Source organism: Pseudoalteromonas rhizosphaerae (assembly GCF_028885455.1).
GTDB lineage: Bacteria > Pseudomonadota > Gammaproteobacteria > Enterobacterales > Alteromonadaceae > Pseudoalteromonas > Pseudoalteromonas rhizosphaerae.
This window is the reverse complement of the sequence record NZ_CP118496.1, coordinates 3,331,602-3,346,283: the sequence shown is the minus strand read 5'-3', so window position 1 is coordinate 3,346,283 and position 14,682 is coordinate 3,331,602. Positions and strand designations below refer to the sequence as shown.

Here is a 14,682-nt window from a genome sequence, read left to right as displayed (position 1 = left end):
AAAAAGCTGCGCATTGCAATAATGCACTTTTTAGTGTGTTTGTTATTTAGGTTTTTTATCATGAGTTGTTTATTTGCATGATAAATTGAGAGCATGTTAGGGGACACAGTAAAATTACCAGATAAAAATCATGTTTAGTCTGAGATTATTAAAAGTGGGTGTCTATTTTATTGTTATGGTGGGTATTGCTAGTGGTTAATACTAGTCGTGTTAAGTTACTGACCATTTATAGCGACAGATAAATACAGTGATAACAAGGCAGGAATTTTGACATGTAGTTGTTCTCGGCAATTGCTCCTGCATTGCTCTACCTCCTGCATCCATGCAGTCGTACATAAAAAATCACTAACGCAGTCAGCACTTTATTTAGCCCGCTAGAATGGTTAAATATTTAAGTCGATTGGTATAAGGTATGGCTGAGTTATTGTCTTCACCCCCACCACTTTATGGTCGAATTAACGCGTTACGTTAATTTTCAATTTAGACGTTAAAAAGCCAGCGATGCTGGCTTTTTTTGTGGGGTAAATTTGATAATGATAAACAGGAAAGTTATGAATTACCTGAACCTTGGGTAAGGGATTTATTATCCTAAGTTCAGATTAATTACAGCCTTTTTGAATTGGTTGTGTTGTGACATTTACGACGAAGTCATTGTAGTCTCTGTCGTTTTGATCTTCCCAATATTGCTTAGTACCACTGGCTTTATAGGCTGTTTTAAGATTGTTTGCATTACCGTTCACGGAAAGTACGTAAACGATTGAATCACTGGCTTTAACGTCGTAATAACCTGATGCTCCATGCTCATCTAACAATTTAATATATTGATTATTAACCTTAATACCCCAATCATTATTATAACCAGAATTTTCAGAGATAAAAGAGTAACTGATCCGTGTGTAATTCTCGGCAATACACTGAGCATCATCATTTAAGATAGACGCTGGTAGAGAACTTGAACCAGTTACATTAAGCTGAGCAATGGCATTGACGGTAAAGGTTTTAGTTTCACTATAGTCATCGTTATCAATTGTTGGGATTGTAAATGAAGCAGTTGTTTCACCTGCCGCAATAGTAATGACTTGATCAGAGAAACTGTAGTCGCTACTTGTTGCTGTTCCTGCTGTAGTCGATACATAAATATCACTATCTTGTTCATAACTATTGCTTAGCTCTAGTTTATAAGATAATGCGCTACCTTCGTCTACTGAATCAACAATCGGTACAATAGTAAAGCTTGGAATATCTGACACGGTGCAAACTGGTGCATCGTAGCATACAACTGATTCGTTAAAATTAGTTGCTAAATCATTTAAACGTACTGGAAAATCTGCAACATGGCAGGTATTACCAGTGTTTTTATTTACTTTGTACAACTCAGATTTATTAGAATGGCCTAGATCAGTTAAAATAGTTCGGCTTAATACAATATCACCTTGCTGGTTAAGTGCAGCGCCTGTGACAGTCGTTAAGTTGTGATCAGATAATTTTGTTGCCGTAAGTTCCTGCACATTCACAGTATATAAACTTGTACTGGTGACTAAGATTAATTCACCATTTTTAAATACCATGTCACCACGCCAGATACCTTGGTCATTTTCAAGGCCTGTAATATTTCCAAGTAAAGTTGTTTCGCTAGTTTCAGGATCGATCGCGTATAGCTTATCTTTATATGATCCAAGTAAGCGATTATTTTGTTGGTCATACACTAAACGATACATGTTACTTGTTCTGCCAACTTCAACATGTTCGTTTGTATCTAAATCAACATAGGCCAATTTGATGTACTTAAACTTACTGCCACTAATAGGTAGAGATTTGAGCTCTGTTGAATTAAAACCTAAGTGCTCAACATCTACTTGATATTCAATAGGGCGAGGTGCTGAGATGTAATACAAGCGATTTGTTTCCGGAATATGAGCAAGCGCTGAAGAGCTGTATTTAGCTCTAGAATGTGCTTGAGTTTGTTGTGTATATTCGTCTAGTTTAAATATAATACCGGTGTCACCGCGTCCAGCATTAATACCATAAAGTTGACCGTTACATTGGTTTGCATGCGCAACTTGCAAAGATGAAAGGATAGCAACAGACAGGGTTGTAATTTTTAGTGTTGTTTTCATTTAGAGTAGGCCTTTTAACGAGGATCCATTGTTACAGCTATAGTTAGTCTGAGGTAATTACAATTTGGTTTATAGCTGCCTATCCTTGTTCCCAAAATTGTATTGCTTAATTCCTATAAGCCGAGCGCATCCGTTATTAACCTCAAAGTATTGTACAATTATCCTAATGGTTGATTACAAAAGCAACATATCTTAACGAACGGTTGGCATTTATACACGAAATGCTGGCTAAATTGAGGTGTTTTATAATACTAAAGGCTTTATTTTGTATCTTTAACGGGGAATTTTAAGTTGTGGCTATTTTTGTTCACGAGCAAGCTGGTTAGGTAATAACTGTTCAATGATTTCACGTGCAGGTAACGTATAACGCACACCATCAAACATAACAGATGTAAATTCATTAATGCTAGTAATACCTGTAAGGGTCCAACCTTCACCGCGCTTTGGGCAATACACTGTGGTTGTAGGTTGTATTACTTTAAATTCGTCATTCATAATTAGCTCAGTTATTAACTTGTATGGCGGGTATCTTAAGGGAATAATAGCGGGCTTTAAAGCCGTAATTTAATTTTATTTATGAACAATGAGTTTGCACTAAGTCGAATCACATTAAAGCCAATTAAGCATAGGGACTGTAGTGCGTTGTGGGCTATTTTGTCTGAGCCGTTAGTTGCTCAGTTTAATGACTATGCAGTGCCACTTACGCGTGATGACGTAAAACAACTGATCCAAGATGATATTACTGGCATGTATGAAGGAAATACGCTGCGCTTTGGAATCTACTTACTAAATACGTCGACCTTGATTGGCTGCATTGGTTTATATGATATTGAAGAAGATACTGCTTGGTTAGGTTTTGAGTTGTCACCAAATCATTGGGGGAATGGGTATATGTCTGAAGCATTAGCATTCATGCTAACAAATATAAAAGCCGTTGTTAAGCTGTTAGGCAATGAGTTGAACATTACTAATTTAAAGGCTAAAGTGGCGGTAGAAAACACCCAAAGCCAGCAATTACTTCGCCGTTTTAAATTCACTCATGTAGCGAGTGAACAATGGGCGTATCAACTGTAAATCATACTTTGTTACATAACGGTAGTTTAATTAAAAATACAGAAAGGGTATTGTTTTTAAAACAATCTTTACCTGAAAGCTATGCTGCTATTAAAAAAACTTAATCGCACTGCAATCATAATTCTATTGAGTATAGCCGCCTTCATTGCATGCACTATTTGGTCATTTATAAATACAACGCGCATTACACGTCAAATTTTAAAGACATCACAATTTATTCGCAGGTATTGGATGAAAATAGGAAAGTGTTTATTCGTTTACCTAGCAATTTTGAGCCAAATAAACGCTACTCCTTGATCATTAGAACCGACGGTAACTTTAATCTTACGCAGTGGGATTCAGTGATGGCTGAGCTACCAGCGCAGCAGGATACAATTTTGGTATCGATCCCCAATCAATTTTGGACCTTTACTAGAAATCGTGATTTAGTCCCACCGTATGCACGCCAAGATGTGAATACCCAAGCAAGACCACCAAGTGAAAATTCACCGGAACTGTTCGGTAAAGCAGATCAATTTTTGGCTTTTATTGAAGGTGAGTTATTACCGTATTTAGAATCACATTATAAGCTAGATAATAATCGTGTTTTGTCGGGTTATTCAGCAGGAGGGAGTTTTGTTTTATACACTATGAGCACAAAACCTTGGTTGTTTAACGGTTATTTTGCATTTAGTCCGGCTGCTTGGTACGACGACATGACAGTTGTAAAAGAGTTTACTCGATTCTTATCGCAACGAAGCCTCAATACAGACGATAACATACCGCTGTCGCTCTATATAACAGTAGGAAGCGCCGAGCATCCTTTAATGTTAAGTGCCTTTGCTGGTCTTAATAATAGCCTTAACATATATGCTAATGATATTATTTGGAATAGCAGAATTAATGAAGGTTTAGAGCACTAATAAACTAATATGCTTAACTAAAGAATAAGACAGTAATAAACCACAAAAGAACACATCATACTATATTTGTTAATTAAGATAACTCTGCATAAAAAGTTATTTTCAACTAAAAGCTATCAAGAAGAATCATGAGCTTGATAAATCAAAGTTAGTAATTCGATTAAACGTATCACAAGAGTTATGCTTATTTGGCTATGGAGGGATCTTCATTGATACAACGACAACGTCTTAAATCAAAAAGTATCAGTAAACAGTCGGTAATTGCAGCGAATTAGTAGGGGTTCAGAAGGTGAGTTTTATTTACACACTAACGACGTTTAATTTATCAATAGATAAGTTACAGAGTTTGCACTTAACCATAGAAAATCGCTATTACTTTAAGTTAAAAGCTTAAATTTAATGCCCAAAGTGAAACACACCATGAAATAAGTTGTCGCTAAAGAATAGATATTTTGCTGGTGAGTTGGCGTAGCATTTTTTCAGGTTCTGGCGCAGGTTCATTTAACCCTGAAATAATGGTCATAAAATAACAATCTAACATCACACTTGCTTTTATATCGTCAAACTCTTGCTGTTCATCGAACAGCCGTTTTTTAAACTCACTCATTTGCTGTTCAAAAAAATCGGCTTGCCAAATCATATCGCTTATCAATATTTTACTAAATTCAATGTTATTACAATAAAATTCAAATAACGGTAGGGCATAGTGACGTAACTTAAGCCTTGCTGCATGTTGGCGATCAGTTAAACTAGCCTGATGAATGATCGTATCTATTTGTTGCTGCATTCCTGCTTTTAGTAAGTCGATTTTATTTTCGAAATGACTAAACACAGTACCAACGGCCACATTAGCCGCTTTTGCGATTTCTCGTGTAGATGTATGAGCATAACCTTGCTCTAAGAATAACAGCCAAGCCGAGGTAAGAATTTTATTATAGGTTTGCGTTTTTTTATTCATTGTATATCAATTGATTATATTAAACTTGTGATAGTACAGATGAAGTCACTTGAAAAAAATGACTGCGCTCAATTACATTTGTGAGCACGCTCATTTAAGCAGGGAACTTATATGAACTTTATCAGACAAGTTATTGGTTACGGACTATTTATCCCATTTATTATTTTTTATTCTTACATGCTAGGACCATTACTTAAAGCAATTTTATTACCGGGGGGAATTTTAATGTTATGGATAATTTTAGGACCTAAGGAAGGTTATTTGGCTTTGACAAAAGCGTTTGCAACTAAAGGTAAAGCAAAAAAAGTGTGATCGCAGCGGGTGGTTAATATTAGCAAAACAGGCTGATTAAATAATCAGCCTGTAAGTGTTCTAGTTATAATGTGTAATGAAAACCAAATGCAATGCCATCATCTTCTGATAGACCCATTTGATATTCTTGCTCTTTATCGGCACTTGAAAAATCACTAAAGTCTTTACGTGCTTCAATATAAAAAATCGTATCTTCGTCGAATAGATAGTGAAAGCCAAGTACTGTAAATTGACGTTTAAAGTTGTCATTAGGATCGGCGTTAAAATTTGGCTGGATCACGTAATCTGTTCCAGCATCATAGAGGTTATATGCAATGAAGGTACGAATGTCATTATCAAATTTATAAGATAATAATGACTCTACCCCAATCGCGTCTTTGATCAGACGGCCTAAGTTATCGGTATCATGATTTTCATTTTTGTTGATATTTGCGGCAAAATAAAGGCCATCATTGTTGAAATTACCCCAAGTAACACCTGCGCCATAAATAAAATCATTAACAGACTGAATACGTCCTGCTGCGTAATTTACGGTTAGTTCACCGCGGTTAAACCCGGCAGTAAGTTTTAAGTCGTCGCTTAGAACGCCAGGAAAGCTGGTGATTGAATATGGGGTGAAAGTCCTCTCTGGGTAAGGGCTAACCACTCGCCCAGTCCTTTAGCTATGCGCAGCAGCGGGTAACCTCTGATGTGAAGTGTTAGCGGAGGTACTCGCAGGCTAGCTATTGAGCCACGTAATAAATATTAAAGGCGGTGATGCTGTTAAGCGAAGCAGAAACCAATAATAAATTATGGCGTAATATGGTGAGTCATTTTTTATGCCTTTCGGGGTCGTAGAACCTATGCATGCGAGGAAATTCATCATACGGAACCTGGGAGATCCAAAACTATCGCCCGCTCTGAGCCAGTGGGTCGTTTCAATCAAAGCCGTTGGGTTTAGGTTGATTTGAGTTTTAGGAAGTCGGACGAGACCATAGTATCGAGGAAGTAAATGAACAAAGCAGGTAACAATGTCGCGGAATTTATGGAGAAAAGGGTCTCGACCAAGGGGAACAACCAACAACACGCCCGTATCCAGACTCAGAGCTGGGATAATACGACGTCACGTTTGCTGGTTGTGCGAAATGCAGCAAGAAAAGATAAGAAGCAACAGTTTACTAATCTTTACCATCATATAGACGAAAACCTGCTTCGGGAGAGTTTTCTCAAACTTAAGCGTCGCTCGGCTGCTGGATATGACGGAGTAACGTGGTTTGATTACGCGTCATCTCTAGATAGCAATATTCAAACGTTACACCGAAAACTACATCAAGGAAGTTATAAACCTAAGCCGGCAAGGCAAGTGTTTATTCCAAAAGAAGATGGAAGTGAGCGAGGGCTGAGCATTATATGTTTGGAAGATAAAATCGTTCAGCAAGCAATGGTGCAGGTGCTAAACCAAATATATGAAACTGACTTTCTTGGTTTCTCATATGGTTTTAGACCCGAACGAGGGCAGCATGATGCGCTAGATGCTCTGCATATGGCGATTATGAAAAGAAAGGTAAACTGGGTGTTAGATTTGGACATCAGCAAGTTCTTCGATACCGTAGAGCATGACTGGCTCATCAAGTTCATCGAACACCGAATAGGGGATAAGCGTATTATCCGCCTTATCAGGCAATGGATTAAAGTTGGTACTGTCGATAGTCATGGGCATCGTCAGCAGTCAACAATCGGAACACCACAAGGAGCAGTTATCTCGCCACTTTTGGCAAATATTTACCTGCACTATAGTTTCGATCTCTGGCTTAATAAGCAACGGAAATATGCGCGAGGCAATGTCACGATCATCAGATATGCTGACGATGCAGTGTTGGGTTTTCAAAAGCACCAAGATGCTATTGATTGCCAGCGGGCGCTAACTCAGCGACTTTTGTGTTTTGGTTTGAAAGTCCACCCAAACAAAACTAAGCTGATACGATTTGGCCGTTTTGCACCTGAGCAATATCGCGAAAATCCATCACGAGGTAAACCGGGAACTTTTGATTTTCTGGGTTTTACGCACTATATCGGCAAGAAGTTATCCGGTGAAGTTATCGTAAAACGCAAGACAAAACGCAACAGACAGATCACCCAACTAAAACGGATAAAACAGGCACTTCGAAAACGACTCCATGATAAGCCCTGGGAAACGGGTCGCTGGCTACGGCGAGTGCTCCAAGGGCATATTAACTATTATGGTGTGCCTTACAATGCCCATAAAATCGGTCAATTTGTTGAGGAAGTGAAGAAGTTATGGTTGAAAAGCTTAAGACGACGTAGTCAGCGGCACCGTATGACTTGGGAGCGATTTAAATACTATGTGAGATATTGGCTACCAAAACCTAGGATTGTACATCCTTATCCGGAACAACGCTTTTACGCCAAATACCCGAGGTAGGAGCCGGATGCGTTAGCAGCGCACGTCCGGATCTGTGCGGGGGGTGGTCAGTAATGACCATTCCTACCGCGACCAGAATAGGTAACGGCTGCCCCATAGGTTGAATTAAATTCTACTTGTTGAGCAAGATCACTGCCACTTTCCCACAATGTCTGGCAAGCAGCTTCTGAAATGGCTTCAATATCGCAGGTATAAAAATCATTATTTTTAAATTGCACTTGAGTTGCAATACTAAAATCACCAAACGTATTACGATACTGCAATAACTTATCACCGCGCCCGGTGCCATTAATTGCACCATCGTCTTTGTTGTAGGTGTAAACACCGGCTGCATTACCATCCCAAACTAGGCTATAGTTAGTACTATAAACTACGTCGTACCAAGCCCCCCATTGTTTACCTATTGTCACTTGGCCATATTTTTCATGCGCTATACCTATATAACCAAGTCGGTTATATAAAAATTCATCTTGAATAGATTCAAAGCGGTTGTTATAGATGATATCGCTACTGCCAACAGGGTTTACACCCCATTCTAATAAGGCTAAAGCTGACCACTGATCTTTTAGTTTGCGGCTAAAATCAAAGCTAATCCGTGATGCACCATTAACTATTTCAGTTTGCCCTTGTGTGTGGATTATTCTGGCGTCAATAAAACCACCGATGGTTAAATTGTTTTTTCCGTCATCATAAACTTCAACAGCGTTTACGCTCGGTGCCATCAAAGCGCTTGCGATAATGACCCCAATTAATTTTCTATTCATTTGATATTGCCTTGTGTGCTATCTATCATTGTCCTTTGGTCGCGCAGACTAACAAAGCTAAATTAATGGCTAAAGTGAAAAAATATCATTAAAAAATGATAGAGGAAATTTGAATTGTTAATTTCTGTACCTTTTTTGTCCGGCGACAAAATGCGAGCACAATAAATTGATCCAAATTAGCTTATTTTAATGCGTTGCAGCTATAGCTCACAAAGCTAATAATTCATGGAAAAATAGGCCTATTTGGTTTACACTCCAGCCAATTTTATTTCTTTGATTTTCCCCGTTGGAGGGTAGCGCTATCATCAGTACAGCTAACATCACCATGCAATTTGGTGCTAAACCGTTATTTGAGAATATTTCAGCTAAATTTGGCGAAGGTAACCGTTATGGTTTAATTGGCGCAAATGGCTGTGGTAAATCAACATTTATGAAAATCTTAAGTGGGGAATTGGAACCGTCAGCTGGTAATGTAAGTACTGATCCAAATGAACGTGTTGCTAAACTAAACCAAGACCAGTTCGCTTACGAAGAATATTCAGTTATTGATACTGTGATAATGGGCCACAAAGAGCTGTGGGCGATTAAACAAGAGCGTGATCGTATCTATAGCTTGCCTGAAATGAGTGAAGAGGATGGCATGAAGGTTGCCGATCTTGAAACTGAGTTTGCTGAAATGGATGGCTATTCTGCAGAATCTAAAGCCGGCGAGCTACTAATGGGCGTAGGTATTGCAACTGATCAGCATTACGGTCCGATGTCAGAGATTGCTCCTGGTTTTAAACTGCGAGTGCTTCTTGCGCAAGTGTTATTTTCAGATCCAGATATCATGCTACTCGATGAGCCAACTAATAACTTGGATATTTATACTATCAAGTGGCTCGAAGATGTACTGAATCAACGTGATTGCACAATGATCATCATTTCCCATGACCGTCATTTCTTAAACTCTGTATGTACGCATATGGCTGATATTGACTATGGTGAATTGCGTATTTACCCAGGTAACTATGACGAATATATGTTTGCAGCAACGCAAGCTCGTGAACGCTTATTAAGTGAAAATGCCAAGAAGAAAAATCAAATTGCTGAGCTACAACAGTTTGTTTCACGCTTTTCAGCTAATGCATCTAAAGCAAAACAAGCAACATCTCGTGCCAAGCGAATTGACAAGATTCAATTAGATGAAGTTAAAGCATCGTCACGTCAAACACCGTTCATTCGTTTTGAGCAAGAAAAACAGTTATTCCGTAATGCCCTTGAATTAACAAACTTAGGCCAAGGTTTTGACGATATGCTATTCACTGGCCTTGAAGGCTTAGTTGAAGTAGGCGAGCGTATCGCTATCATTGGTGAAAATGGGGTTGGTAAAACAACACTGTTAAATACTTTAGCAGGTCGTTTGGCACCGAAGCAAGGCGAGTTTAAATGGTCTGAAAACCACAATATCGGTTATTATGCGCAAGATCATGCTGATGAATTTGCCACCGATATGAACTTATTTCAGTGGATGGAGCAATGGCAGCAAGAAGGCGATGATGAACAAGTTGTTCGCAGTTTCTTAGGCCGAATGTTGTTCTCACAAAATGATATTAAAAAGTCTGTAAAAGTAATATCTGGTGGTGAGCAAGGCCGCATGCTATTTGGTAAGATTATGATGCATAAACCAAATATCCTATTAATGGATGAGCCAACGAACCACATGGATATGGAGTCAATAGAAGCATTAAACCTTGCGCTAGAAGCATATGAAGGTACGTTAATGTTTGTATCTCACGACCGTCAATTTGTATCCTCAGTTGCAACCCGTATTTGGGAAATCAAAGACGGCAAAATAATTGATTTCAGAGGTACTTACTCTGAATATTTAGCCAGTAAAGAAGACTAAAGCTCAATTTACATACTGATCAAAAAGCCATGCTAGTCATGGCTTTTTTGTTACTCGATATTCGCAATTTAACAATTAATACGTGTATAATGACCGCCTTTAATGCGGACATAAGTCCGCTATAGGTATTAAAACCATTACTGAGGAGTATTTATGACTGTTGGCATTATTATGGGTTCCAAGTCAGATTGGCCAACTATGGAACATGCGGCGATCATGCTAGATAAATTTGGCATCGCTTACGAAACTAAAGTTGTATCGGCTCATCGTACTCCTCAACTACTCGCTGATTACGCAAGTTCAGCAGCAGAACGTGGTATTAAAGTAATTATTGCCGGTGCCGGTGGTGCAGCGCATTTACCAGGTATGGCCGCTGCTTTCACATCGTTACCAGTATTAGGTGTGCCGGTTAAGTCTAAAACGTTAAATGGCATTGATTCATTGCTGTCGATTTGCCAAATGCCAAAAGGTGTTGCGGTAGGTACATTAGCAATTGGTGAAGCTGGTGCTGCAAATGCAGGATTATTAGCTGCACAGATTTTAGGTTGTCAGCAACCGGAGATATTTGCCAAAGTTGAAGCGTTCCGTAAAGAACAAACCGAAACTATTTTAGCTAACCCAAATCCAGCAGAGTAATATGACTATTTTAATTTTAGGAGCCGGCCAATTAGCACGTATGATGTGTTTAGCTGGTGCGCCATTGAATTTAAATGTGGTTGCGTATGATGTTGGTAGTAAAAAAATTGTTCACCCATTAACTGGGCAAATCTATACTACAACGTTAGAGCAAGCCATTGTAGACGCTCATGCGATCACCGCTGAGTTTGAGCATATTCCTGATGATGTGCTAACGCTATGCTGTGCAAGCAAGAAGTTTTATCCGGGTAAAGCCGCGATTAAAACGGGTGGCGATCGCGCCCTAGAAAAAGCATTACTAAGTAAAACCGCAGTTAAGTGCGCACCATATCAGTTGATCACTGAAAAAGCCCATTTAGAACAAGCCGTTGCTAGCTTGGGTAAGCCATTAGTTATCAAAACCTGTCAAGCCGGTTACGATGGGAAAGGCCAGTGGCGTTTAAAATCAGATGATCAAATTGAGCAGATATGGTCACAAATGGCTGATTTTATTGCCTCCGGTACTGAATCCGCGCCACACACTATTATTGCCGAACAAATGATCCCATTTGATCGTGAAGTATCAATCATTGGTGTTCGCGATAAAAGTGGTAATACCGCTATTTACCCACTTACTGAAAACCAGCATACCAATGGTGTTTTAACCTTATCTATCGCCGGTAAAGAAAAATCTGTGATTCAACAACAAGCTGAAGATGCATTTAATAAATTGGCTAATGAGCTTGATTACGTTGGTGTATTGGCGATTGAGTTTTTCGATGTGGCAGGGCAGTTATTGGTCAATGAAATTGCTCCTCGGGTTCATAATTCTGGTCATTGGACCCAACAAGGCGCGCATTGCAGTCAATTTGAAAATCATATGCGTGCAGTCTCTGGGCTGCCATTAGGTAGCACACAATTGCAGCGTGTTACGGCAATGGTGAATGTGCTCGGACAAGCCGCGATTCCTCAGCAAGTACTAAGCATTGCTGAGGTTACGAGTCATTGGTATGGTAAAACAGCAAAGCCTGGTCGTAAAATGGGCCATATTAATGTATCTGCTGCGAACCTTCATGAGTTAGGTGAACGCTTAGCACAATTGTCGGAGTATCTTCCGGAGGAAGATTATCCCGGCGTATTAGCGGCCAGCACCGCGTTGATTTTAAATTAACTAAAAAAGCCGAGTTTATCTCGGCTTTTTACTTGAGGAATGGTTTTATGATTAGCGCTAAATACAGAACCGTGGTATTCGCTTTTTTCATGGCATTATTTATGTCTGGTTTTATGTCATTGGTAATTTCAATTTTTAATGTTGGTTTAATTGATAACATAGTTTCTATTTGGCTAGCGGCGTGGGCTTTTGCATTTTGTGTCGCATTTCCTACCGTAATTCTTGTAGCGCCAGTTGTGCATAAGCTCACTACAAAGATTGTGCGCTCGTAACGAAGGGATTATTTTGTCTGTGTCTGATCGGATTAAAAAGCCTCTATACTTGCTTTTTTTTGGCCTGTGTATCACCCCTTGGATTGGTGGTGGTAGTGCCCTAATTTGTGGCGCGATGTTTGCTATTTTGCTCGGTAATCCATTTGCAGAGCTATCCCAAAAGGCGAGTAAATGGATGCTCAAAGCCGCGGTGGTTGGCTTAGGTTTTGCTGTTGATTTTAATCAGGTGATTGAAGTTGGTCGCAGTTCGCTGGTACTGACCATAGTCAGTATTACAGCGATCATTGGTCTTGGTGAAATTTTAACGCAAGTCTTTAAATTAAATCGTAACACAGGTGTATTAATATCATTCGGTACGGCCATTTGTGGAGGCAGTGCGATTGCAGCGATGGCGCCTGTAATTAAAGCTAAAGATCACGAAGTAGCGGTTGCACTTGGTGTAGTGTTTTTATTAAACGGTGTCGGTTTGCTACTATTTCCAACCATTGGTCATTACTTTAGTTTAAGCCAACACCAATTTGGTTTATGGGCAGCGTTAGCTATTCATGATACAAGCAGTGTAGTAGGGGCCTCAGCAGCTTATGGAGCTGTGGCACTAAGTATTGCTACAACAGTTAAGCTCACACGTGCGATGTGGATCATTCCCTACACTACGATTGCAGGTGTCTTTTGGCGCTCAGAAGAAAAGGCCAGCATTCCTTTATTTATTGTTGGTTTTTTAGCTGCTGCATTGATCAATACGTATTTGCCTCAATTTACGGATCTCTGGCAGTTGATCAACACCGTAGCAAAACAACTATTGGTAATGACTTTATTCTTAATTGGCAGTGGCTTATCACTGGCTGTATTAAAACAAGCAGGACTAAAGCCCTTTATAATGGCAATTATTTTATGGATAGTCGTAAGTAGTGTCATTTTGTTATTAATTTTAGATGGATATATCGTATGAAGAAGCAGTTTTCTATCGCCACATTAGCGTGCCTATTAATCAGTGGTTTTTCTAACTCAGCATTGGCCGCATCATCTTTACGTGTAGCCACGTTTAATGTGAGCATGGATGCAACAAATTATGCTGAAAATGATAAGGACGTTGATCCTAATGGCCTGGTAAATGCGTTACAAACAAATCATCCACAAATCAAAAATATTGCCGAGATCATTCAACGTATTCGCCCTGACATTTTATTATTAAATGAATTTGATTATGTCAGCAAAGCGCAAGGCATTGATTATTTTAAAACGCACTACCTTGCTAAAAGCCAAAATAAACAGCCCGCTATAGATTATCCGTACAGCTATGTTGGCCCAGTAAACACAGGTTTGAAAACGCCATTTGATCTAGATAATGACGGCCAAGCAACTGGTATTAAAGGGGATGCATTTGGTTTTGGCTTTTTTGAAGGCCATTATGGTATGGCCGTCTTATCTCGCTACCCAATTGATTTTGATAAAATTCGTACCTTACAAACCTTTAAATACAAAGATATGCCAAATGCTAAAATGCCAATTGATCCAACTACAGGTGAAAATTGGTATAACAACGAAGAGTGGCAAGCTTTGAGGCTCAGCTCAAAATCGTTTTGGGATATTCCGGTTACTGTAAAAGGTAAAACGCTGCACGTTATTGCATCGCACCCAACGCCTCCTGTATTTGATGGTGCTGAAGATAGAAACGGCTTACGTAATCATGATGAAGTACGTTTGATTAAAGATTATATCGCCAGCGCAGATTACCTCTATGACGATCATGGTGTCAAAGGCGGGTTAGCTGAAAAATCACGATTTGTTATAGTCGGAGATTTAAATGCGGCTCCTGAAGGAGATAAAAAACGCCCAGATACAACGGATCAACTTTTAAAAAACTCATTAATAAATAGTCAATTTACACCAATTAGTAAGGGCGCTAAAACCACTTACAGTGAAAAATATGCTGCGGCTTACACAGCTTACTGGCAAGCTCGTGCAGATTATGTTTTGCCTTCAACTTATGGCATTGAAGTCCATGACGGTGGGGTATTTTGGCCAACTAAAAGTAGCGAGTTATACCGGTTAATTAAAGATCGTAATGCATCGTCAGATCATCGCATGGTGTGGTTAGATATTTCTATAAAGTAACTTGGTTATTAAACAGCAAAGTTTGGCTGTTTGTCTGAAATAATTGCTATTACATAGGCGCTTCTGCTTAAA

The 14,682-nt window shown here is 39.2% G+C and carries 13 protein-coding genes and 2 pseudogenes; 10 read left to right on the top strand and 5 right to left on the bottom strand.

Annotation, left to right across the window (positions count from 1 at the left end):
- Nucleotides 1–599 precede the first annotated feature (599 nt).
- The gene (locus PVK79_RS14325) at nt 600–2,117 is read right to left on the bottom strand and encodes a Calx-beta domain-containing protein (protein ID WP_257326041.1); all 1,518 of its coding nucleotides are present in this window, start codon (nt 2,115–2,117) and stop codon (nt 600–602) included.
- 297 nt (nt 2,118–2,414) lie between these two features.
- Nucleotides 2,415–2,612: a hypothetical protein gene (locus tag PVK79_RS14320; protein ID WP_145233335.1), complete on the bottom strand. Its 198-nt coding sequence runs from the start codon at nt 2,610–2,612 to the stop codon at nt 2,415–2,417.
- Nucleotides 2,613–2,693: 81 nt separating this feature from the next.
- Between PVK79_RS14320 and PVK79_RS14315 the strand changes: the two genes are divergently transcribed.
- On the top strand, nt 2,694–3,191 hold the full coding sequence (locus tag PVK79_RS14315; protein ID WP_257326039.1) for a GNAT family N-acetyltransferase: 498 nt from the start codon (nt 2,694–2,696) through the stop codon (nt 3,189–3,191).
- Nucleotides 3,192–3,340: 149 nt separating this feature from the next.
- Nucleotides 3,341–4,093: an alpha/beta hydrolase gene (locus PVK79_RS14310; RefSeq protein ID WP_257326037.1), complete on the top strand. Its 753-nt coding sequence runs from the start codon at nt 3,341–3,343 to the stop codon at nt 4,091–4,093.
- 436 nt (nt 4,094–4,529) lie between these two features.
- On the opposite strand, the gene PVK79_RS14305 is transcribed toward PVK79_RS14310, so the two are convergent.
- Entirely contained in the window at nt 4,530–5,051 is a 522-nt protein-coding gene (locus PVK79_RS14305) for a TetR/AcrR family transcriptional regulator (protein ID WP_257326036.1), read from the bottom strand.
- Nucleotides 5,052–5,162: 111 nt separating this feature from the next.
- Here PVK79_RS14305 and PVK79_RS14300 point away from each other — a divergent pair, with 111 nt between their 5' ends.
- Nucleotides 5,163–5,363 (top strand): hypothetical protein, encoded by a 201-nt coding sequence (locus PVK79_RS14300; protein ID WP_257326035.1) that lies wholly within the window; start codon nt 5,163–5,165, stop codon nt 5,361–5,363.
- Between the two features lie 64 nt (nt 5,364–5,427).
- Here PVK79_RS14300 and PVK79_RS14295 read toward each other — a convergent pair.
- Nucleotides 5,428–5,946: pseudogene (locus PVK79_RS14295) on the bottom strand (porin); the annotation flags it as partial.
- Nucleotides 5,947–6,354: 408 nt separating this feature from the next.
- Between PVK79_RS14295 and ltrA the strand changes: the two are divergent.
- Nucleotides 6,355–7,785 (top strand): group II intron reverse transcriptase/maturase, encoded by a 1,431-nt coding sequence (gene ltrA / locus PVK79_RS14290; protein ID WP_231613543.1) that lies wholly within the window; start codon nt 6,355–6,357, stop codon nt 7,783–7,785.
- A 77-nt stretch (nt 7,786–7,862) separates the two neighbouring features.
- On the opposite strand, the pseudogene PVK79_RS14285 reads toward ltrA, so the two are convergent.
- Nucleotides 7,863–8,549 (bottom strand): annotated as a pseudogene (locus PVK79_RS14285) (porin); the annotation flags it as partial.
- A 301-nt stretch (nt 8,550–8,850) separates the two neighbouring features.
- Here PVK79_RS14285 and PVK79_RS14280 point away from each other — a divergent pair.
- From PVK79_RS14280 to PVK79_RS14255, 6 genes are all read left to right on the top strand, one after another.
- Nucleotides 8,851–10,437, top strand: coding sequence for an ABC-F family ATPase (locus PVK79_RS14280; protein WP_257326376.1), 1,587 nt, complete (start codon nt 8,851–8,853; stop codon nt 10,435–10,437).
- Nucleotides 10,438–10,590: 153 nt separating this feature from the next.
- Nucleotides 10,591–11,073, top strand: coding sequence for a 5-(carboxyamino)imidazole ribonucleotide mutase (gene purE, locus PVK79_RS14275; RefSeq protein ID WP_145233343.1), 483 nt, complete (start codon nt 10,591–10,593; stop codon nt 11,071–11,073).
- 1 nt (nt 11,074) lies between these two features.
- Nucleotides 11,075–12,223, top strand: coding sequence for a 5-(carboxyamino)imidazole ribonucleotide synthase (locus PVK79_RS14270; RefSeq protein WP_182735528.1), 1,149 nt, complete (start codon nt 11,075–11,077; stop codon nt 12,221–12,223).
- Between the two features lie 47 nt (nt 12,224–12,270).
- Nucleotides 12,271–12,495 (top strand): DUF2798 domain-containing protein, encoded by a 225-nt coding sequence (locus PVK79_RS14265; protein ID WP_145233348.1) that lies wholly within the window; start codon nt 12,271–12,273, stop codon nt 12,493–12,495.
- 13 nt (nt 12,496–12,508) lie between these two features.
- On the top strand, nt 12,509–13,444 hold the full coding sequence (locus tag PVK79_RS14260; RefSeq protein WP_182718854.1) for a YeiH family protein: 936 nt from the start codon (nt 12,509–12,511) through the stop codon (nt 13,442–13,444).
- Nucleotides 13,441–14,610, top strand: coding sequence for an endonuclease/exonuclease/phosphatase family protein (locus PVK79_RS14255; protein ID WP_257326027.1), 1,170 nt, complete (start codon nt 13,441–13,443; stop codon nt 14,608–14,610). The genes PVK79_RS14260 and PVK79_RS14255 overlap by 4 nt, the downstream gene beginning before the upstream one ends.
- The last annotated feature ends 72 nt before the right edge of the window (nt 14,611–14,682 follow it).

Excerpts from the sequence above, each read along its gene's own strand:
- PVK79_RS14325 (WP_257326041.1), bottom strand. The coding sequence starts at position 2,117 with ATGAAAACAACACTAAAAATTACAACCCTGTCTGTTGCTATCCTTTCA.
- PVK79_RS14320 (WP_145233335.1), bottom strand. The coding sequence starts at position 2,612 with ATGAATGACGAATTTAAAGTAATACAACCTACAACCACAGTGTATTGC.
- PVK79_RS14315 (WP_257326039.1), top strand. The coding sequence starts at position 2,694 with ATGAACAATGAGTTTGCACTAAGTCGAATCACATTAAAGCCAATTAAG.
- PVK79_RS14310 (WP_257326037.1), top strand. The coding sequence starts at position 3,341 with ATGCACTATTTGGTCATTTATAAATACAACGCGCATTACACGTCAAAT.
- PVK79_RS14305 (WP_257326036.1), bottom strand. The coding sequence starts at position 5,051 with ATGAATAAAAAAACGCAAACCTATAATAAAATTCTTACCTCGGCTTGG.
- PVK79_RS14300 (WP_257326035.1), top strand. The coding sequence starts at position 5,163 with ATGAACTTTATCAGACAAGTTATTGGTTACGGACTATTTATCCCATTT.
- ltrA (WP_231613543.1), top strand. The coding sequence starts at position 6,355 with ATGAACAAAGCAGGTAACAATGTCGCGGAATTTATGGAGAAAAGGGTC.
- purE (WP_145233343.1), top strand. The coding sequence starts at position 10,591 with ATGACTGTTGGCATTATTATGGGTTCCAAGTCAGATTGGCCAACTATG.
- PVK79_RS14270 (WP_182735528.1), top strand. The coding sequence starts at position 11,075 with ATGACTATTTTAATTTTAGGAGCCGGCCAATTAGCACGTATGATGTGT.
- PVK79_RS14265 (WP_145233348.1), top strand. The coding sequence starts at position 12,271 with ATGATTAGCGCTAAATACAGAACCGTGGTATTCGCTTTTTTCATGGCA.
- PVK79_RS14255 (WP_257326027.1), top strand. The coding sequence starts at position 13,441 with ATGAAGAAGCAGTTTTCTATCGCCACATTAGCGTGCCTATTAATCAGT.